We start from the raw sequence: 19253 nt of genomic DNA on the forward strand, positions 1-19253 counted from the left end.
CTCATCAGAAACACCGGTGCTACAGGGTGGAACCCGATGGCACACGATGGCTACCGTGGAGCCATGACCGCCCAGCCCGAGATCACCCAGCGCGACCTGCGCACCAAATCCAAAGAGATCATGGACGCCGTCCAAAGCGGCCAGTCCTTCACCGTCACCCGCGACGGGCACCGCATCGGTGAGCTGATCCCCCTGCGCCGTCGCCGGCGCTTCGTCCCGCGCGGCGAGTTCGCCGCCATGTCCCGCACCGCCCCCGACATCTCCCTGGAGGCCTTCCGAGCCAACCAGGAAACCGCTGCCGAGCAGGAGCCGGACGACCCCTATGCCCGGTGAGCATCAGCCCGTCGCGTACCAGCAGGGGCTCCTCGACACCAACATCATGATCCTGCGCAAGTGGATCGACCCCGAGGAGTTGCCCGCCGAGATGGCCATCACGGCCATCACCCTGGCCGAACTCTCCGCGGGCCCCCACCAGGTGCGCGGCAACGCCGAGCAGGACGACTACGCCGAGCGCGCCCGCCGCACGGACATCCTCCAGCGCGCCGAGAACGAGTTCGACCCCCTCCCCTTCGACGCGGAAGCCGCCCGCATCTACGGCCGGGTCTGCGCGGCTGTCATCAGCGCGGGCCGCCAACCCCGGCGCCGCATTGCCGACCTGATGATCGCCTCGATCGCCGTCGCGGAGGGCCTGCCCCTGTTCACCACCAACCCGGACGACTTCAAGGGCCTGGACGGCCTACTCACCGTGGCCCCCGTCACCCGCCCGAAGGTGCTGCACGACCGGTAGGCAGCCACGGAACCAACCGCTCACGCCTTCCCTGAGCCGGGGTGGGGTCGGCGGCATGCCGCCATGCAGCAGCAGGATGATGCCTTGCGGCATGAGGGCTTCGGTCAGTTCGCCGTTCTACCTCAGCGAGGACCCCAAGACTGCCGACCGCGAAAATCCGAAAGCTGATGATTTCTGGCTCCCTCAAGAGCCCGCGCAGCCTCTCGTACAGGAAATGAAAGTCCAGTGGACGGAAGACGCGGATGACGAACAGCTCGAGATCGAGATCTTCGACATTCGCAGCGAGTGGCGGAAGCGGCGACGGAGGGCAAGTATTCTCGCCAGCCTCATGCCCCCCGCAATGCGACGCTGGTGGAAAGGCTCATCGGAGTAATCGGTCGCGTAGAGGGTATAGATTGCAGGCCGCTCTCTCGCCTCGATGTGTCCTAACGGCCCGCCGGATCTCTCCGGCGGGCCGATTCGCTGGGCCTGGCGCAACGAGTGGGACATCGCCCGGGCCTACACCTGGTGGGTAGTCAACAACCTCAACGCAGCCGTTAAGCGGGGAGGTTGTTTCACCTGGAAGTTCGGAGCCACCGTCGGCTGGGGAGTGCACGGTTGGGCACGTCCCGGCAACGTGAGCAAGAAAAACAGCCACTGCAGGCGCAGGTAGGCCAGTCGGTGACCACCCGGTGCTGGCTCGACGGGTGCCGGTGGTGTCCACGACGCCACCGGCACCCGACCCAACTCAACACAACCGCCTAATGAATCGAAGGCCTCATGCTGAATCCTTCAGGCCACCCTGATGCCCCGCTTTCACCGGACGGCGAGGTCACATTCCGGCTGAGTGCTCTCCAGATCGCGCTCCCCGTCCTTGTCGGCACGCTGGTCGGCAGCGGTCTGGTCTACGCGGCCATGGCGGCAACTTCATCCCCGATTCAATCCACCGAGCTCATCAATTGCCTTGCGGCTGCTGCGATCGCCACCGTGGTGACCCCCCTGCTGTCACGCCGCTACGGTGTGAGCCTCACCGGGGACGTCCTCATCGTCCTCGGAGACCGCCGCTCCCAGATCCCACGCGATGCCATCCACGGACTCGAAGTACGCAGCACTCTGGGCGTACGGCAAGTGTCGATAATCCTCAAGAGCGGTGGGCGAACCTCGCTGCGTGCTCCCATGTCATTCGCTGACCGACGCTTCGAGGATAAGGTGCGGATTCTTGATGACTGGGTGCAGGGAGGGATCCTAGAGGGGGCGTGATGCGTCCCGGTGATTTTCGTAAAGCAGCGGCCCTCGGCACTGCGCTTCCCCCGTGGGGCTGCGCCGAGGGCGTGTTGTCGACGGTCACGAATAGTTGATCGTCGACACCGAGGCACCGCACAACGCCTCGGCGCGCTCCAGTGGCGGCGGCACACCATCTAACGGGGAATGAGGCGGTGGCATCGTCATACGGGGCGAGCCGTCCGCCAACCTCCCCGCCCGCACCCGCACCTTGCCCACCCCGGCAGGGACGTGACCCCGGTGCCGCGGCCGCCGTCACCACAGAGCCGGAGCCGGAGCCGGACCAGGGCATTCCCTGGAAGATGCTGTCCCTGCTCGGGCCACCCGTCGTGGCCTTCCTCGGCCACGTGATACGGGTCGGCGTTACCCGGGGGCGGCAGGTCGTGGACGAACTGTCTGAGGGACTTGCCGCGCGCACACGCCCTCTCCGTTCTGCCGTCCACCAGGTGCCCGCGCGCCCGGATGGACCAGACGGGCGCATGATGGCCTCAGCGAACCGCCGCGGCGGCAGCTTGCAGGCCGCTTGTCCTGCCTCGATCCTTACCTCAGTGACCGGTGGGACGACAGTGGCATCGAGAGGAGTAACCGTGGCAATCCAGATCGGCTACCTGGTGGGCGGCCTGTCCCGAGGATCGATCAACCGGCGGCTGGCTCACGCGCTGATCGGACTGGCACCTGATGACCTGGCATTCAATGAGATCCCCATCGCAGATCTTCCGCTGTACAGCCAGGACATGGACGACGAGTTTCCGCCGGCCGCCGTAGCGCTGAAGGAGGCGATCGCGTCCAGCGGCGGGCTGTTGATCGTCACACCGGAGTACAACCGCTCGATCCCCGGCGCGCTGAAGAACGCCCTGGACTGGGCCTCGCGCCCCTACGGGTCCAACGCGCTGGCCGGTATCCCCTCCGGTGTCATCGGCGCGTCGGTGGGCTCCACGGGGACCGCTCTGAGCCAGCAGCACCTCCGCAACGTCCTGGCCTATCTGGACTCGCCGACACTGCAACAGCCGGAAGCCTTCATCCACTTCACACCGCAGCGCTTCGCCGAGGACGGCAGCATCGTCGATGACAGGACCCGCGAGTTCCTCACTGCGTGGATGAGCGCGTTCGCCGCCTGGGTACGCATCCTGCGTGACCGCCCCCGCACCTGAGCGGGCCGCAACGCAAGACGACCGTCATGCGTACCGGCGCAGTGCGAGACCGAGTCCCAGAGCGATCAGGGCGGCTGCGCCGAGCACGGCCGGACTCGCACCCCAACCCCCGACTGCGGCGGCCACACCGGCCAGTACGGGCGGACCCGCCACCTGACCGAGCGTGGAGCCCTGCATGACGGCGCCGACGGTGGTCGCCGTGGCGCGGGGCGACGGCGCGAGACGCGGGGCTGCACCGATGAGAGCGGCCGGTATGAGACCGCCGGCGAGCGACAGGACAAGCACGGAGGCGTAGCGCCACGCCAGGTGAAGGCCGTCCGCGTAGATGGCGGCCGCGGACGCTCCCATGATGACGCTGGCGACGCTCACCAGGAGCCATACCGGCACTCCCCGGCCCAGGAGGAAGCCCCCGACGATGTTTCCCGGAACGTTGAAGAGGATGGCAAGCGCCGTGAGCAGCCCGGCTGTGGCCGCAGACACGCCGTCGTCGGCCAGCAGGGTGGGCAGGAAGCCGAACACCGCCAGGAATTGGAAGGCGTAGGCGGCGAAGACTCCGGCCAGCAGGAGAGGTCCGGCAGAGGTCGCCACCGAGCGCAGGACCGGCAGCACTCGCGCACCGGCGTCGCCCCGCAGGCCCGAGCGCGGTGTGTCACGGAGGCGGCGCGTCGTCGCGGCGAGTAGCAGAGCCCACAGGGCGGGCAGCACCGCTGCCGCGATCCACAGCCCCCGCCACCCGCCGGCTCCGGAGAGGAACAGCGGCGTGACGAGAATGCCGATCGCTGCGCCCACGGGCACGAACGTGGCCCAGATCCCGAACACCAGGCCGTGATCGCGCAGCGAGGTGACGCGGAGTATCAACGAGGGCACGGCCAGGGCCGTCAGTATGAAGCCCAGCCCCTCGGTGAAACGGGTCGCCAGCAGCAGCCCAGCGCCCTGCGCCGTTGCCCCCAGCGCACTGCTCGCCGCCACGAGTACAAGCCCTGCCAGCGCTGAGCCGCGGTATCCGAACCTGTCGATCGTGGCACCCATGACGATGCCGACCACAGCACCCACCACGTTGAACGCGGCGAGCACCCAGCCTCCCGTGACCAGGGAGATTCCGAGGTCCGAGCTCAGCTCCGGGAGTGCCGCAATCCCCTTGCCGATCTGCAGCGACACCATTACGCCGGCGCCCAGGAGCAGCAGCGCGAGGAGCCAGTTGGTGTGCGCCGGTCGCGAGGAGGTGTCAGTGGGCAGTTCGGTTACGTCGTGCGCCGATTCTGCGGTGGCCATCTCGTTCACCCATGTACGGTCGAGGCCCGGCAGCGGTGAGCCACCAGGTGCGGGCTGGGGCTACTTGTGCATGTGCAACCACATGGCGAGGCGCAGGATTCCCCGAGGTGCCGGGACGGCGGGTGACAGTGGGCGAGGAGTCAGGGCCCTGGGCAGGGGCCCCGGGCAGCGGTCGGCTGCTCCCGTCCGTCCATGAGCACAGTGCAGCGGTACGGGACGCAGCGGTACGGGACGCGCTCGACGCGTTCATCGATGCCGTTCGGGTGCACCTGCACGAGCGGTGGCTGCCCAGGGACCGGCGGGTGCGAAGGCGAGCATCTTGGTCCCTTCAGTCCCTCCCGTGAGCACCGCCCAGATGCAGGGCAGGCCACGGCGAGCGCGCGGACTCACCCAGTTCCTCGTCTGGGTACTGAGCGGCCGGATGCAGGTGCCGGTACTTCCCGAGCGCCTGCTCGACAACGGCGTCGCCATCCTCGCCCTCGCCCCGCCCGGCTGCCTGTGACGGCGGGGGAGGGTCAGGTGTCGGGTTTCCGGCGGGTCCGCAGCGGTTGCACCGGTCTGATGTGACCCGGCGTCAGTATGCGGCAGGTGCGAGAAGGAAGAGCAGCGAATGACGGCCTCGGACAGTGGTTCGACGTCCGAGCGGACCAGCGGGTCCTCGACCGCGGGGCGACGGTCCTCCGATGGCTCACGACCACGGACCACAAGACCATCGCGAACATGTACCTGGTGACCTCGTTCGGCTTCTTCCTCTTCGCCGGATTGCTCGCCATGGTGATGCGTGCGGAGCTGGCAAGGCCCGGAATGCAGCTGGCGTCGAGCGAGCAGTACAACCAGCTCTTCACCATTCACGGCACGGTCATGATGCTGCTGTTCGCCACGCCCACGTTCGTCGGGTTCGCCAACGCCGTGATGCCGCTGCAGATCGGCGCGCCGGATGTGGCCTTCCCCCCCGGCTCAACGCCTTCACCTACCGGGTGCTCCTGTTCGGCGGCCTGATGGTGGTGTCGGGGTTCCTGACGAGCCTTCGCCCGCCTACGGCAGATCGCCCAGGAGCGGACCGCGGAGTTCGGGCCGCCGCCGTGGGAGCTGATCTGGACGCGGCCCCGGACACCGAAGTCGAAGGCACAGAAGAAGCAGGAGCTGCGCAAGCAGCGCAGGCGGCTCCAGGACGCCGGACGCCGCCGTCTCGCCGCCGGGGAGTCCCGCCGGCCCCGCGCCCGGTCGAACCGGATCGGCAACGCCGCCACGCGCCGCGACGAGCAGGCCCTGTCCGGGATGCGGCTCTCCACCGCCTGGCTGTGGTGACGATGCCGCACATCGTCCACCGAGTGCACCGCACGATGCTCTGCACCCGGTGCGCGATGCACGACATCGGGTGCAGGACATCCAGTGAGCCTCCGCCAACTTGAAGTTGCAGGTCAAAGTGCTGGTGTGACCGGCTCTCGGGATGCTCACGCTGGTCGTGGGCGACAGTCTGCGGAGTAGATCGTCTGGAGCCGTACGAGCTGATCGAGGAAACACGACCCGGTACTCCAGCATGATTTCGCTGGGTGGCTGGAGTGGAGCGGTCGGGGGAGGGCGTAGTACCCAGGGGGCGGGGCGTGGGACGGGCGGTACCGGCGACTAGGCTGATCATCCGTTCGAACGGTGAGGGGGAGCATGATCGACGTCGACGGGTATTTGGCCGTGCTGGGGGTGGCCCGGCCGGCGGCCCCGACCGCTGAAGCGCTATGGGCGCTGCACCGGGCGCAGGTGGAGCGGGTCGCCTACGAGACCCTCGACAACCAACTGGGACGGCCGTCGGGCATCGGCGCCGCGGAATCCGTGGCCCGGATCGTGCGCGGGCGCGGCGGCTACTGCTTCCACCTCAACGGAGCCTTCGCCGCGCTGCTGACGGCCCTCGGCTACGACGTGACCCTGCACCGGGCCGGGGTGCAGGACGAGGTCGAGGACCCCGACGGTCCGGGCGGCGACCATCTCGCGCTCACGGTGGGGCTCGACGGCGAGCGGTGGCTGGTCGACACCGGGCTCGCCGGCGGAATGTACGAGCCGCTGCCGCTGTGCGAAGGCACCTACACCCAGGGGCCGTTCACCTACGCGATGGCCCCGTCGGTGGTGGTGCCCGGCGGCTGGCGGTTCGCCCATGACCCCCGCGGCGCGTTCACGGCGATGGTCTTCGCGCCGGAGCCCGTGGAACTGTCCTCCTTCGCCGCGGAGCACGAGCGGCTGTCTACCTCCCCCGAGTCCGGATTCGTCCGGGTCCTCCAAGCCCAGCTCCGCGACGCCAAGGGCGTGGACATGCTGCGCGGCTGTGTGCTGCGCCGGATCGACTCCGAAGGCACGTACGAGCAGACCATCGACTCCGCCGACGACTGGTACGACGTACTGGCCGACGTGTTCCACCTGAACCTGACCGACGTCGACGCCCCCGCGCGGGCGGAGCTGTGGCACCGCGTCCACACCGCGCACCAGGAGTGGGAGGTCGCGGGGCAGCGTGCAACAACGCTCTGACGGGACGGTCGGCTCGCCGGTTCCTGCCCACTGTGGCCGGGCGGTCTTCTACGATCCGATACATGCTGGATCCCGAGCTGCTTGAACGGATCACCGCGCGGCGCGCGGAACTGGACGAACTCGAAGAACAGCTGGCCAAGCAGCTGGCAGAGGTACGGGCCGAGCGGGACGAACTCGCCGTCGCTGAGCGTGTCCTTGAGCGAGTGAGCGAACAGCTCGCCAACGAACGCGTCTCGGCCACGCCGACGCCCGGGCAGGTGGGCGGCCAGGCGGTGATGCTGATCCCGCACCGCGCACCGGGTGTGGAGGAGGTCACGCTTCCGCCGGACTTTCAGCGCATCCTCGCCGCCGTGCGGCAGGCCGCCGGACCGGTCATGGCCCGGCAGATCGGCGAAGTGCTGGGAGTGGATGTCAGCGTGCGGGCCAAGCTGGAACCGCTGCGCGGGAAGCTGGTCAGACTGGCCGACCGCGGCTGGCTGCGGAAACTGCCCGACGGCCGGTTCACCACCCGCCTCTGACCAGGCATGCCGCAGCCCGCAGCGGGGCGCCGCAGGCGTAACCGGAGTGCCCCCGGCTGCCGTTGGACCTGTGTGACGAAAACCAAAGAACGTGCCGAGGATACCTGTCCGCCTGTCTACCAGTGCCGTCTGCCACTGTCCACGAGCACCGTCAACCACCTCGCCGGCCTCCTGCGGCGCCACCTGAAGGCGATACGGTCCAGGTGGCGGATCCTGCCGCCCGGGAGGATCGCGGTGATCGTCCTGGCCGTGCTGCGTCACGACCAGCGCCTGGCCGACATGTCCGGCGGCAACAACGTGTCCGAGTCCTCTGTCCGCCGCTGGCGCGACGAGCTGATCGCCCTGCTCGCCGCGCAGGCCCCGCGCCTGGACCGCGCCCTGAAGAAGGTCGCCAAGCGGGGCGGGGAGGTGGTGCTGATCGACGGCACCCTCATCGCCACCCAGCGCCGCACCGGAAAGGCCGACCGGCGTAACTACTCCGGCAAACACCGCCGCCACGGCCTGCACTTCATCGCCCTGACCGACGAGATAGGCCGCCTGCTCTGGATATCCGCCGCCCGTCCCGGCCGCACCCACGGCAACACCGCCGCCCGCCGCGACCACATCCTTGCCCACCTGCGCGCCGCCGGTCTCGGGGCGCTGGCCGACCTCGGCTTCCGCGGCCTGGACAACGACGTCCGCGACCCCGTGATCGTCACCGGCTTCACCGCCAGCCGCACTCACAAGCTCACCCCCGGCCAGAAGGACGCCAACCGCGTCCTCGCCACCGGACGCGCACCAGTCGAGCACGCTTTCGCCCACCTCAAGAACTGGCGGACCTTCACCAAACTCCGCACCGACCCCGCCCGCGCCACCCACCTCCTGCACGCCCTGCTCGTCCTGACGAACCTCGAAGTCAACCGCTGACAGACGATCTACTCCGCAGACTGCCGCCCACGACCGGCGTGAGCACCCCGCGAGTCCGTCACACCAGCCCTTTGACCTGCAACTTCAAGTTGGCGGAGGCTCAGTGCGCACCACCCGACCCGGTGGACGGTGTGCACCGGCTGACGATGGACGTCACTCCCGCGCGCACCACGATGTCCCGGCACCGCAGCCGGTGCGCACCGCCCGACGATGCACGGCACTCTCGCGCGCACCACGGTGCGCCGCACTCGATGTCCCGCACCGCACCGGTGCGCGCGCCGCCCGGCCTCCCCTTGACCAGGTCGGCCGGCGCGCGTCGTTCCTGGACCGGGTTCGCTGCCGGGCCGCTACCGACGCGTTTCCCTTGACCGCGCTCGCTACGGCCGTCGATCAGGCCGTCATGCCGACCGGTCAGCCGACGATGGCGACCGGGGCGTCCCAGGCGTTGCGGTCGACGGTGATGGTGTGACCGCCGCGGGTCTCCTTGCTGTTGGCCTTGTACTGGTGGCCGCGGCTGTGGCCGGTGTACAGCTTCGGGTCCCAGGGCCAGTCCTTGGTGGTGGTCTCCTGGCCGTTCCACAGGGCGTACCAGAGGTTGCCTGGCAGGTCCGTGCGGTCCTTGGCGGTGGCGATCGCCTTGGCGCTGGAGCTGCTGAAGCCGTAGAGGCCGGCGCGGTAGGTCTTGGCGCGCAGGGTCTTGGTGAAAGACCGCACGTAGGTAAGGGTGGCGTCGTTGCACGCCGTGTCGGCGATGTCGTACGACTCCATGTTGAGGTAGATGGGGCTGCCGGCCTTCATGCCGAGCGCCGAGGCCTTGACGATCGCGTCGTTGGCGTTGCTCACCCCGACCGAGGCCGCGGTGGCCGCGGTGAACCTCTCCTTGTTCCCGCTCTTCTGGCAGGGCGGCTGGGCGCCGACGTACAGGGGGATGACGCGCCAGCCGAGCGTGTCGACCGACTTCACCCAGGACTGGGTCAGGTTGGGCTGGGCGCAGCCGCGGTTCTTGCCACCGACGTAGACCGCGACGCCGCCGTAGTAGGCGTCCGTCTTCCATGCCTTCATCGCGGTGAGCGAGGGCGCCGTGCAGGCGTCGAACGCCCGGCCCGTGTAGGTCTTCTGTGCCGGCCACGCCGGGGCGGCCATCGAGGTCTGCGCCGCGACCCCGGCACCGGCCACGACGACGGCACCCGTTGCCGCCAAGGCGATGTAACGGTTCTTCCTGGACAACCGGTGCTTCGGCATTCCCCACCCCATACGACATGTCAAATCGAGCTCCGGTACTCCGGAGCGGGACCGCAACCAATTCCGGCCCAGTCTGGCAGATCGCACCAGCGGTCGTTCCACCAGCCAGCGCCCGGTGCTGTCGCGATCAAACCTGTTCGTGTGCGGCAGATGCCACGCGACAGGACCGCGAAGGGGGAGCTGCTGCAAGCCCTCGGCATCTTCCAGCGGGCGACCCCCGATCAGTTGTGGAAGCTGACCCGCCCGGAAAACCGGCACGACAAGCTCAGGCGGGACAACCTCGCGGATTTGGAGGACAACCTGGCGAGGACCGAATCGGTCCCGGACGACCAGCGACAGGTACGGATGCTCACTGCCCGAGAACAACCGCGAAGCGACTGCTGGAGCCGAAGAACATACGGGTCCCGGTGCTGCGCAAGGAGGAGTACGACCCGGTCACCGGGGACTGCTCGCGGGCGGCTACGACGACCACGCCGCGGCGGTCACCTCGACGGCCGCCGAACTGCACCGCGCCGGGATCGGGCACCCGCTTGCCTTCCAGACCGAGGTCGGGCACCGGACCGAGGTCGGGCACCGGCTCGCAGGCGGGTTCGTACAGAGGGCGGACCTGGTGATGCGGGCGCCGGCCTCGAAGGGGCCGGTGCTGCTGGAGATCGACCGCCGCTCCGAGGCGCCCTCGAACTGGAAGAGTTCATCGAGCACCGCCGCGCACTCGAAGAACAGGCGGCCTCCGGTTCCCGGATCGGGACTCGGACACCGCCGTCGTCGCTGGAGGACGCGGTAGCGCAACGTCGGGTGAGTTCGCCCCCAGATGGTCGTTTGAGGCCGGTGGTGACGTGGGGGGGCCGGCGCCGGTATAGGCGCGGTCAGTGAGGACAGGAACGCCTTGTCGCTCGCAGATCCGGATGATGCGGTGGGTGCGGGCGGCAGGTCGTGGGCGTGGCCTGGCAGTGCGGTCGAGATCCACAGCACATCGCCGGTGGGATCGGTAATGACTGGACCTTCACCCCACGCCAACGGTGCTTGGCGGAGTAGTCGGCGCGACTGTCGCCGACGCGGTCGCACTCGGCGAGGGTGCCGTCCAGGATGACCAAGTCCGGGTCGTGCTCCCGCAGCGTCTTCAGCAAGTCGGGGGCGGTGGCGACGTAGGCGTGGCGGTGCCGACGGAAATACCGAAGGAGTCGCGAAACGGCACGGGAGCCCTGTTGGTCAAACGATCCAGCTCATCAGCCGGGAGACGCTCCAGCATCCGGACCATCTCGCCCAGCTCGTCCCCGACCGACGTCACCGCTCACCCGCGAGGTCGAGATCACCCCTGCTCGTCTCGGCCACACCCTCAGCGCGTCGGGGACGGCGCCACGGACGGGCAATCGGACCGGACACTGCCCGCCACCACGCCTCCACCGGCAGCTTCCCGGCCGGCTCAAACGGCTCACCCGGCCGCGGGAACGCCACCGCCTGGCCGGCCTCCTCGGCTGCGTCCTTCGTCCACTCCCCCGGCTCCGTCCACGCGTGCAGCGCCAGGTTGAACGTCCCCCAGTGGATCGGCAGCAGCACCCCTCCCGGACTGCCTCCCTGCAGGTCAAGATGGGCCTGCATCCCCTGGGCGGGCGACATGTGAATGTCTGGCCAGGCCCCGGGCAGCGGCGTATAGTCCGTGTGGTTCTTGGGCCAGTACTCGCTGTATGCGCCGATCTGGATCATCGTGGCGTCGAACGGGCCGTGCTCGGCGCCGATGTCCGCGAAGCCGGGGAAGTATCCGGTGTCGCCGCTGTGGTAGATCCGGTGCTCCGGCCCGGCGACCACCCAGGAGGCCCACAGGGTGTGCTGCTGATTGCGCAGGCCGCGTCCGCAGAAGTGCCGGGCCGGGGTCGCGGTCAGACCTATCCCGGCGATCTTGACGGTCTCGTTCCAGTCGAGCTCGTGTATACGGTCGGCCGGTACCCCCCAGAGCTCGAGATGGGCGCCGACGCCGAGCGGTACGGCGAAGACCGTCCCGGTGCCGGCCAGGCCGCGGATCGTGGGCAGGTCGAGGTGGTCGTAGTGGTCGTGGGAGATCACGACGGCGTCGACCGGGCCGAGGGCGGCGAGCGGGAAGGGGACGGGGTGCAGGCGCTTGGGTCCGGCGAAGGCGAAGGGGGAGCAGCGCTCGCCCCACACCGGGTCGAACAGGATCCGGCGGCCGTCGATCTCCGCGAGCACGCTCGAATGCCCCAGCCAGGTCAGCCGCAGGCCCGAGACGGGCGGCTTGGCGAGGTCGGCGAGGGTGGTCGGGTGGACCGGAATGGCGCCTGCCGGGGCACGGCGGACCCGCTCCTCCTTGCGGAAGTAGATCTTCGCGAATTCCGTCATCGACCCGGTCGGCCGCGTCCTGGCCCCCACCGGGTTCTGGAAGACGCCGTCCGCGAAGTTCGGCGAGCGGCGGATCCGCTCCAACCGCTCTCCGGACGGATCCGCGCCGAAGGCGGCGGGCCGCAGGGCACGGAGCCCGGAACGCAGGGAAGTGGAGCCGGTCACTGGGCCTCCTGGGACGAGTCGGTTCGCATGTTCACGTGATTCGCAGGGTTCGCAGGGTTCGCATGATGTCCGTGTCACAGCATTATCGGTTGCGGCAGTGACAACGCCGTGCCGGCGGCCGGACGGGGCCGGACGGGATCAGTGCCGGCCAGCCTCGGCGCGGCTCCGGCCCGGTTAAGCCCCGGCTCGGCCCCCGTTCAGCCACGCGGCTGCCCGTACGCCCGGTCCACCCGGATCCGCAGCATGACGCGCCGGTCCTCGACCATCGCGCGCCGGTAGTCGTCCCAGTCGGGGTGCTCGCCGCGAACATCCCGGTAGAGCCTGATCAGTTCCTCGACCGTCGCGTCGTCGCGGTCAGCGGCGACCGGGGACAGTTCCGCCGTACCTTCCACGACCGTCCAGGCCCACCGGTCGTCACTGGTGACGTGGTAGCCGGCGCGGGGGTCGCGGCGCAGGTTGGCGGTCTTGGCTCGGCCCTCCGTGACGGAGACGCGGATGATCCGCTCCTCCGGGTAGTAGGCGTGGTTGACGTTGGAGAGCTGGGGCCGGCCGTCACGCTTGATCGTGACCAGTACGCCGCCATCCTGCTCGGAGAGCAGCTTCAGCAGTGCGTCCTGGTGCGCCTGGTTTTCCGTCATGCCGTGGCAACGTCTGTACCGCCTCGAGGATTCCTGGAGGCGGCTGCTTCGCCAGCAGCTTCGTTGACAGCGGCTTCGTTGACAGCGGCGCGCCGATCTTCGGATACTGAACCGCCGTTCAGCCGGGGAGTTCCGTTCCGACCGTCCGTACCGAGGAGACCGCACGATGACTGGCCCGCTGATCTCACTCACCTGGACGGACCATGTCAGCGGCCGCCATGGGTACTTGGTCGTTGACCGCCTGGTACGCGGAGTCGCCAGCGGTGGGCTGCGCATGCGCGCCGGCTGCACCCTCGACGAGGTGGCGGGGCTGGCCCGCGGGATGACGATGAAAGAGGCCCTGCACTACAACGCGGAGGACCCGGCGGCCCGCTACATCCCGCTCGGCGGCGCGAAGGGCGGTATCGACTGCGACCCGCAGGACCCGGAGGCGTACGGCATCCTGGTCCGCTACCTGCGCGCGGTGCGCCCGTACGTCGAGGCCGTCTGGACCACGGGCGAGGACCTGGGCCTCACTCAGGACATCGTCGACCTGGCGGCCGCCGAGGCCGGGCTCGTGTCCTCCATCCAGGCCGTCTATCCGTTGCTCGACGACGAACGCGCGGCACGCCGCCGGCTCGCGGACGCGTTCGCCGTCGAGGTGGACGGCATCGGTCTCGATGAGCTGGTGGGCGGCTGCGGGGTCGCGGAATCGGTACTGACCGCGCTGGACCGGGCCGGCCTGGCGCACGACGGGGCCCGGGTTTCCGTACAGGGACTCGGCACGATGGGCGGGGCGAGCGCGCGTTTCCTCGCCCGGGCGGGGCTGAAGATCGTCGCGGTGGCCGACGTCAAGGGGACGATCGCCAACCCCGGCGGTCTGGACATCGAGGCGCTGCTCGCCGCCCGCGACGCGTACGGCACGGTCGACCGTACGGCGCTGCGGGCGGATGACGAGGAACTGCCGGGCTACGCATGGCTGTCGGCGGAGGTGGAGGTGCTGGTGCCGGCCGCCGTCTCGTATGCGGTGGACACCACGAACCAGCAGGAGATCAGGGCGCGTTGGGTCGTGGAGGCGGCGAACCTGCCGGTGTTGCCGGAGGCGGAGGAGCTGCTGGCTCGGCGAGGGATCACCGTACTGCCGGACGTCGTGGTCAACTCCGCTACGAACGCGTGGTGGTGGTGGACACTCTTCGGCGACATCGGCGCGGACGCGGACGCGGCGTTCGCGTACATCCGCCGGTCCATGCGCTCTCTGACCGGCCGGATCCTGGACCGCGCGGACTCCGATGGCACCTCGCCGCGGGCAGCCGCGCACGCGGTCGTCGCCGACCGGCTGCCGGTGATGGCGGAGCGCTTCGGCTGGTACCGGCGCTGAGGCGTCGGCCGGTGCGGTGTTGACGGCTGCTGGGGCTGGGGCGGAACGGGTCACGGGGCCTGCGAGGGGCGAGTTACCGGTGTGTAGCCCGTGTGTAGGGTGACGGCGTGGCCAGGGTCAGGTTGAGCGTGGAGGAACGGCGCGAGGAGTTGCTGCGTGCGGCCGTCGAACAGATCGGGGTGCGCGGGATCGACTCGCTCCGGATCTCCGACGTCGCCTCGGCCCTGGGGGTCAGCAACGCGCTGGTCCTGTACCACTTCGCGACGAAGGAGAAGCTGGTCGCGGCGGCCTTCGGTTATGCGGCGCACGGTGACCTCGTCCATCTGCACAAGCTGCTGAACCGCCGTACCACGGCGGTGCGCAGGCTGCGCGCCGCGGTGCGGTGGTATGCGCCGACCGGTTCGGCGAAGGGCTGGAAGCTGTGGATCGAGGGCTGGGCGGCGGCGCTGCGCGAACCCGTGCTGCGCGAGGTCACCCGTGATCTCGACCTGCGGTGGAAGGCCGCGCTGACCGAGGTGATCGCGGAGGGCGCGGCGGCGGGCGAGTTCCCGTGCCCCGACCCGGCGGCGGCCGCCTGGCGGCTGACCGCGCTGCTGGACGGGCTGGCCGTGCAGATGACGTCGTACGAGGGGGCGCTGTCGCGGACCGCCATGCAGGAGTGGGTCGATGACGCGCTCGCGCGCGAGCTGGGCATAGACAGATCGGTACTGACGGCCACGGCGCGCTGACAACTGGGCTGAGGCCTGAGGAAGGATTCCGGTGTCACCCGAATTCGAGCAACCCGAGCAAGCGGAGCAACCCGGGCAACTGGAAGATGCGTACGACGTCCTGGCGATCGGGGGCAGCGGGGTGGACACGGTGGTCCGTGTCGACTCCCTGCCCGTACCACTCGCCGACTCGGTCGGGGTGTCCCCGATCCGGGAGTGGCCGGGGCATACGGGCGGCAATGTCGCGCTGGGCTGCCGGGCGCTCGGACTGAACGTCAAACTCCTCGACTTCATCGGCGACGACTGGACCGGTGCGATGGTCCGTGAGCGTCTCGCGGAGGGCGGGGTGGACTTCGAGCCGCTGATCTCGCCGGCGGGGACGCGCCGTGCGGTGAACCTTGTGGAGACTACTGGGCGCCGGATGTCGTTCTACGACGGGCGCGATCCTCTCGATCTGCGGATGCCGCGGGAGTTCTACCTCCCGCACCTGCGGCGCGCCCGCCATGTCCATCTCTCGATCATGCACTTCGCACGTTTCCTGTACGACGACATCGAGGCGCTCGGGGTCCCGGTCTCCACGGACCTGCACGACTGGGACGGACTGGCGGACCACCACCGGGAGTTCGCCCTGCGGTCCGACCTCGTCTTCCTGAGCGCGGCGGGGGCGGGCGAGCGCATCGCCTCCGTGATGCGGGAGATTCTGCGGGAGGGGCGGGCGGAGGCGGTGATAGCCATGGCGGGGGCGGGCGGCTCGTACCTGCTCGCGCGGGACGCCGGCAGCACGCCGCGCCCGATCCGCGCGACGGTACCGCCGGCGCGGGTGGTGGACTCCAACGGCGCAGGCGACGCGTACGTCTGCGGCTTCCTGTACGGACGCCTGGCGGGCCGGGACCTGGAGGAGTGCGCGAGGCTGGGCGCGGTGGCGGGCGCGTACGCGTGCACGGTGGAGGGCAGCACGGCGCTGATCGGGCGGGAGGAACTGACGGGGGGCTGAGGGCGCCCTGGTCCAGGAGCGGGTGGTTCGGGTAGGGCCCCCTGGGGACGGCGGGTGCCGGTCCCGGCTCAGCAGCCGCAGGCCGGTGGGGGGCGGACGTGTCCGGGAGCGGGCAGTGCGGGTGGGGGGCCGCCCGTGCCCGGGAGCGGGCAGTGCGGGTGGGGGGCGTGCGTGCCCCGGGGCGAGAAGTGCGGGTGGGGGGCCGCCCGGTTGGTGATGATGGCGGCTCCGGGCCGGGCGTCAAGGGCGCTCCCTGCGGTCGCGTCGCTGCGCGATGGCCTTCGGCCACCCTGGACTCCCGTCCCTCCACCGCTACTGCTTGTTGAGGGGGCGGCCCCCGGAGCGGGGCCCCGGGGATCCACCGGCTGCTGGTCCCGGTCGGCCCCCGGCCGCAGGCCGGTGGGCGATTGCGGGACGCGGTCTCCCCGGGATGGGCCCGGCCCGGCCAAGCGGCCACAGGCCGGTGGGTAGTTGCGGGCGCGGTCTCTCCGGGATGGGCCCGGCCCCGGCCAAGCGGCCACCGGGTGGTGGGTGGTGCGCAATCGGCCCGGGAGGGGCCCGGCCCCGGCCAAGCGGCCGCAGGCCGGTGGGTGATTACCCAGCGCGGCAGGTCAGAGAGGAGCACGGCCTCGGCCAAGCGGCTGCAGGTTGTGGACCACGCGGTCGCCTCGGGAGGAACCTGGCCCCGGCGCAGCGGCCGCAGATTGTGGACCGTGAGGTCCGCTCGGAGGACCCCGACCAGCTCAGCGGCCGCAGGCCGGTGGGTCATTACCGCGCGCGGCAGGTCAGAGAGGAGCACGGCCTCGGCCAAGCGACTGCAGGTTGTGGACCACGCGGTCGCCTCGGGAGGAACTGGCCCCGGCGCAGCGGCCGCAAATTGTGGACCGTGAGGTCCGCTCGGAGGACCCCGACCAGCCCAGCGGCCGCAGGCCGGTGGGTCATTGCCGCGCGCGGCAGGCCCGGGATGGACTTGGACCCGGCTGAGCGGCCAGCAGGCCGGTCTGGCCGAGGTATGACTACAACAGGCGGCATGAGAGGGTCCACAGGGCCTCAATTGCGCCCGATTTGACGGGGTTTATGACCTACTCGCAGACCCCCTCGCCCGCTTGGTGTCGCCTCACCTCGGATTGGGCGTCGTCTCGGCTCAACAGACGGCCGTCGGTCGCTTAGCCGAGCCGCGCAGCCCCCGAAGTGGCCGCGTGTCTTGCCCCATCTGCCAGGCTGAGGTCACCGACGAGAGCGCAGCCAGCGTCCCGGCTCAGGTGGGGCCCCGCTCCCCGGGGCCGCCCGACACTCATCTGCACCAGCGGGACGGGGCGGACGGTCAAGGGGGGCCGAAGGCCATCGCGCAGCGACGCGACCGCAGGGAGCGCCCTTGACGGTCCGGCCCGGCCCGCCATACTCACAAAGCGGGCGGCCCCGGGTTTCGCCGCACAACCCACCCCCGGCCACAGTCACCCCCCACCCCCGGCCCCTACAACGGCAGCAAGTCCGGGCGCTTCGGTTCTATGTGGTCGCCCGACGACTCGCCTCGCAGGCGTCGGCCGATCCACGGCACCAAGTGCTCCCGCGCCCACTGGATGTTGTCCCGGCGGACTGCCGCCGAGCCCCTCGGCTCCTCCGGGGGCCACGGCTGGTCGGGGTCGGCCGGTACCTCCAGGCCCAGCACCTGCGCCGCGCGGAGCGCGACCCGCGTGTGCCCCTCGGGCGAGAGATGCAGCCGGTCGCCGTCCCAGGCCCGCCTGTCCTGGACCGACCTGAGCGACCACAGGTCGAGCACCGGGCAGTCGTAGCGGTCGGCGATCGACCGCACATGCGCGGTGTACGTGGCGATCTTGCCCCGCAGATGCCGCAGCACCGGCACGCTGCGGGTGTCGAAACCGGTGGTGATCATCACCGTACCGACGGCCGAGGTCAGGTCCGCCACGGCCGCCTCGAAACGCTCGGCGACCGCGTCCGGATCGCTGCCCGGCCGGATGATGTCGTTGCCGCCGGCGCAGAAGCTCACCAGGTCCGGCGCGAGCCCTTTCGCCCGCGGCACCTGCTCCGCCACGATCTGGTCGAGCAGCCGTCCCCGCACGGCCAGGTTCGCGTAGCGGAAGGCGTGCTCCGGGCGTTGGTCGGCGAGCAGTACCGCCAGCCGGTCGGCCCACCCCACGAACGAACCGTCAGGCCCCGGATCGCCGACGCCTTCGGTGAAGCTGTCACCGATCGCCGCGTACGACCCGAACGCACCTCTGCTGATTGATCTCGAATCGCCTGCCACGGGAGCACATCCTTCACCGGCGGATGTGACCTACGCGACCGTAAGGAGGGGGTGACGCGGCGTGACATGGACCACGGGCCGTTTCCCACGGCTCCCGGGCATACGCCAGGAGGCCGGATCCGCCGATCCGGCCTCCTGGCTACGTCTGGTGACGCCCCGTCAGGGTGATGCGTCTCAGATGCTGACGCCGTGCTGGCGCAGGTACGCCAGCGGGTCGATGTCCGAGCCGTAGCTCGGGCTGGTCCGGACCTCCATGTGCAGGTGCGGACCGGTCGAGTTGCCGGTCGAGCCGACCAGCCCGATCTGCTGCCCGCCGCTGACACTCTGGCCGGACGAGACGGAGAGCGCGGACAGGTGGGCGTACTGCGAGTACGTGCCGTCGGCGTGCTGGATGACGACCTCGTTGCCGTAGGAACCGCTCCAGCCGGCCGAGACGACGGTGCCAGGACCGATGGACTTGACGCTGGTGCCGGAGCCCGCGGCGAAGTCCACACCCGTGTGGTAACCGCTCGACCACATGGACCCGGACATGCGGTACGGGGTGGAGACGGAAGCGTCGACCGGGGCGGTGAAGCCGGAGGCGTTCGCAGTGCCCTTGTCCGAGGCGGCCGTGGCGGCCTTCTCGGCCGGCGCGCTCTTCTTCGCCGGCGCCGGCGCCGGGGCAGGCGCGCTCTTGCGCTCGGACCGGTCGGCCCGCTCGGCAGGAGCCTCGGACTTGGCCGCCGGCTTGGCCTTGGCCTTGGCCTTGGCCTTCTCGCCGATGGTGAGCTTGAGGCCCGGGTGGATCAGCGACGGGTCGTCACCGACGACCTCGCGGTTGTCCTGGTAGAGCTTCTGCCAGCCGCCGCTGACGTCCTGCTCATCGGCGATCTTGGACAGGTAGTCGCCCGAGACCACGGAGTACGTCTTGGGAGCGGACTTCACCGCGGCGGCCGGCGCGGCGGCCGCGACCGGAGCGACGGCCTTCTCGGCGGCGGTGGCCGGTGCGGCCTTCTCCGCCGCGGTCGCGCCGGTGGCGCCCAGCAGCGGCAGCGCGAGTGCGGCACCACCAGTGCCTGCGGCGACAAAGCCGCGCGTGATCGGATTGGCCTTGGGACGACGGTGCTTACCCTTTGCGGGCATGA

18 protein-coding genes and 2 pseudogenes are annotated in these 19253 nt (G+C 70.1%); 12 read left to right on the plus strand and 8 right to left on the minus strand.

The genetic code is table 11. The features are described from left to right. Positions 1 to 63: 63 nt before the first annotated feature. The 4 genes from ACWV17_RS15670 (at position 64) to ACWV17_RS15685 (ending at position 3198) form a co-directional block, all read left to right on the plus strand. On the plus strand, positions 64 to 333 hold the full coding sequence (locus ACWV17_RS15670) for a type II toxin-antitoxin system Phd/YefM family antitoxin (protein WP_455356754.1): 270 nt from the start codon (positions 64 to 66) through the stop codon (positions 331 to 333). Next, positions 323 to 787 (plus strand): PIN domain-containing protein, encoded by a 465-nt coding sequence (locus ACWV17_RS15675; RefSeq protein WP_455360190.1) that lies wholly within the window; start codon positions 323 to 325, stop codon positions 785 to 787. The genes ACWV17_RS15670 and ACWV17_RS15675 overlap by 11 nt, the downstream gene beginning before the upstream one ends. Before the next feature lie 759 nt (positions 788 to 1546). After that, positions 1547 to 2026, plus strand: a complete 480-nt coding sequence (locus ACWV17_RS15680) for a hypothetical protein (protein ID WP_455360191.1) — start codon at positions 1547 to 1549, stop codon at positions 2024 to 2026. 608 nt (positions 2027 to 2634) lie between these two features. Then, positions 2635 to 3198, plus strand: a complete 564-nt coding sequence (locus ACWV17_RS15685) for an NADPH-dependent FMN reductase (protein ID WP_455360192.1) — start codon at positions 2635 to 2637, stop codon at positions 3196 to 3198. A 24-nt stretch (positions 3199 to 3222) separates the two neighbouring features. Here ACWV17_RS15685 and ACWV17_RS15690 read toward each other — a convergent pair whose 3' ends face one another. Continuing rightward, positions 3223 to 4470, minus strand: a complete 1248-nt coding sequence (locus ACWV17_RS15690; RefSeq protein ID WP_455360193.1) for an MFS transporter — start codon at positions 4468 to 4470, stop codon at positions 3223 to 3225. A 340-nt stretch (positions 4471 to 4810) separates the two neighbouring features. Here ACWV17_RS15690 and ACWV17_RS15695 point away from each other — a divergent pair, with 340 nt between their 5' ends. The 5 genes and pseudogenes from ACWV17_RS15695 (at position 4811) to ACWV17_RS15715 (ending at position 8408) form a co-directional block, all read left to right on the plus strand. Further along, positions 4811 to 4972: a hypothetical protein gene (locus tag ACWV17_RS15695; protein WP_455360194.1), complete on the plus strand. Its 162-nt coding sequence runs from the start codon at positions 4811 to 4813 to the stop codon at positions 4970 to 4972. 77 nt (positions 4973 to 5049) lie between these two features. Beyond that, positions 5050 to 5492: pseudogene (locus tag ACWV17_RS15700) on the plus strand (cbb3-type cytochrome c oxidase subunit I); the annotation flags it as partial. 640 nt (positions 5493 to 6132) lie between these two features. Next, positions 6133 to 6984 carry an arylamine N-acetyltransferase family protein gene (locus ACWV17_RS15705; protein ID WP_455360195.1) on the plus strand — a complete coding sequence of 284 codons (852 nt, stop codon included), beginning with the start codon at positions 6133 to 6135 and terminating at the stop codon, positions 6982 to 6984. Between the two features lie 62 nt (positions 6985 to 7046). Next, positions 7047 to 7502, plus strand: a complete 456-nt coding sequence (locus ACWV17_RS15710; RefSeq protein ID WP_455360196.1) for a hypothetical protein — start codon at positions 7047 to 7049, stop codon at positions 7500 to 7502. Positions 7503 to 7736: 234 nt separating this feature from the next. After that, positions 7737 to 8408: a transposase family protein gene (locus ACWV17_RS15715; protein WP_455360197.1), complete on the plus strand. Its 672-nt coding sequence runs from the start codon at positions 7737 to 7739 to the stop codon at positions 8406 to 8408. Between the two features lie 411 nt (positions 8409 to 8819). Here ACWV17_RS15715 and ACWV17_RS15720 read toward each other — a convergent pair whose 3' ends face one another. The 5 genes and pseudogenes from ACWV17_RS15720 to ACWV17_RS15740 all read right to left on the minus strand — a co-directional run bounded on the left by ACWV17_RS15720 (position 8820) and on the right by ACWV17_RS15740 (position 12805). After that, a complete protein-coding gene (locus tag ACWV17_RS15720) occupies positions 8820 to 9650 on the minus strand; it encodes a glycoside hydrolase domain-containing protein (RefSeq protein WP_455360198.1) in 831 nt (276 codons plus the stop codon). A 349-nt stretch (positions 9651 to 9999) separates the two neighbouring features. Continuing rightward, positions 10000 to 10224 (minus strand): hypothetical protein, encoded by a 225-nt coding sequence (locus ACWV17_RS15725; RefSeq protein ID WP_455360277.1) that lies wholly within the window; start codon positions 10222 to 10224, stop codon positions 10000 to 10002. Between the two features lie 220 nt (positions 10225 to 10444). Beyond that, positions 10445 to 10827 (minus strand): annotated as a pseudogene (locus tag ACWV17_RS15730) (transposase family protein); the annotation flags it as partial. Positions 10828 to 10934: 107 nt separating this feature from the next. Next, positions 10935 to 12167, minus strand: a complete 1233-nt coding sequence (locus tag ACWV17_RS15735) for an MBL fold metallo-hydrolase (RefSeq protein ID WP_455360199.1) — start codon at positions 12165 to 12167, stop codon at positions 10935 to 10937. 197 nt (positions 12168 to 12364) lie between these two features. Continuing rightward, a complete protein-coding gene (locus tag ACWV17_RS15740) occupies positions 12365 to 12805 on the minus strand; it encodes a PPOX class F420-dependent oxidoreductase (protein ID WP_455357265.1) in 441 nt (146 codons plus the stop codon). Positions 12806 to 12971: 166 nt separating this feature from the next. On the opposite strand from ACWV17_RS15740, the gene ACWV17_RS15745 reads away from it, so the two are divergent. The 3 genes from ACWV17_RS15745 (at position 12972) to ACWV17_RS15755 (ending at position 15863) form a co-directional block, all read left to right on the plus strand. Then, the gene (locus tag ACWV17_RS15745) at positions 12972 to 14162 is read left to right on the plus strand and encodes a Glu/Leu/Phe/Val dehydrogenase dimerization domain-containing protein (protein ID WP_455360200.1); all 1191 of its coding nucleotides are present in this window, start codon (positions 12972 to 12974) and stop codon (positions 14160 to 14162) included. 107 nt (positions 14163 to 14269) lie between these two features. Continuing rightward, positions 14270 to 14890, plus strand: a complete 621-nt coding sequence (locus ACWV17_RS15750; RefSeq protein WP_455360201.1) for a TetR/AcrR family transcriptional regulator — start codon at positions 14270 to 14272, stop codon at positions 14888 to 14890. Between the two features lie 100 nt (positions 14891 to 14990). Further along, positions 14991 to 15863, plus strand: coding sequence for a carbohydrate kinase family protein (locus ACWV17_RS15755; protein WP_455360270.1), 873 nt, complete (start codon positions 14991 to 14993; stop codon positions 15861 to 15863). Positions 15864 to 17337: 1474 nt separating this feature from the next. Here the strand turns inward: ACWV17_RS15755 and ACWV17_RS15760 are convergent. Together ACWV17_RS15760 and ACWV17_RS15765 are read right to left on the minus strand one after the other, a co-directional pair. Further along, positions 17338 to 18129, minus strand: a complete 792-nt coding sequence (locus tag ACWV17_RS15760) for an SGNH/GDSL hydrolase family protein (RefSeq protein WP_455357262.1) — start codon at positions 18127 to 18129, stop codon at positions 17338 to 17340. Positions 18130 to 18303: 174 nt separating this feature from the next. After that, entirely contained in the window at positions 18304 to 19251 is a 948-nt protein-coding gene (locus ACWV17_RS15765) for a M23 family metallopeptidase (protein WP_455360202.1), read from the minus strand. Positions 19252 to 19253 lie beyond the last annotated feature (2 nt).

This window comes from Streptomyces mabaensis (assembly GCF_053763515.1).

Coding starts and splice junctions, on each gene's coding strand:
- ACWV17_RS15670 (WP_455356754.1), top strand. CDS start 64: ATGACCGCCCAGCCCGAGATCACCCAGCGCGACCTGCGCACCAAATCC.
- ACWV17_RS15675 (WP_455360190.1), top strand. CDS start 323: ATGCCCGGTGAGCATCAGCCCGTCGCGTACCAGCAGGGGCTCCTCGAC.
- ACWV17_RS15680 (WP_455360191.1), top strand. CDS start 1,547: ATGCTGAATCCTTCAGGCCACCCTGATGCCCCGCTTTCACCGGACGGC.
- ACWV17_RS15690 (WP_455360193.1), bottom strand. CDS start 4,470: ATGGCCACCGCAGAATCGGCGCACGACGTAACCGAACTGCCCACTGAC.
- ACWV17_RS15705 (WP_455360195.1), top strand. CDS start 6,133: ATGATCGACGTCGACGGGTATTTGGCCGTGCTGGGGGTGGCCCGGCCG.
- ACWV17_RS15710 (WP_455360196.1), top strand. CDS start 7,047: ATGCTGGATCCCGAGCTGCTTGAACGGATCACCGCGCGGCGCGCGGAA.
- ACWV17_RS15720 (WP_455360198.1), bottom strand. CDS start 9,650: ATGCCGAAGCACCGGTTGTCCAGGAAGAACCGTTACATCGCCTTGGCG.
- ACWV17_RS15740 (WP_455357265.1), bottom strand. CDS start 12,805: ATGACGGAAAACCAGGCGCACCAGGACGCACTGCTGAAGCTGCTCTCC.
- ACWV17_RS15745 (WP_455360200.1), top strand. CDS start 12,972: ATGACTGGCCCGCTGATCTCACTCACCTGGACGGACCATGTCAGCGGC.
- ACWV17_RS15765 (WP_455360202.1), bottom strand. CDS start 19,251: ATGCCCGCAAAGGGTAAGCACCGTCGTCCCAAGGCCAATCCGATCACG.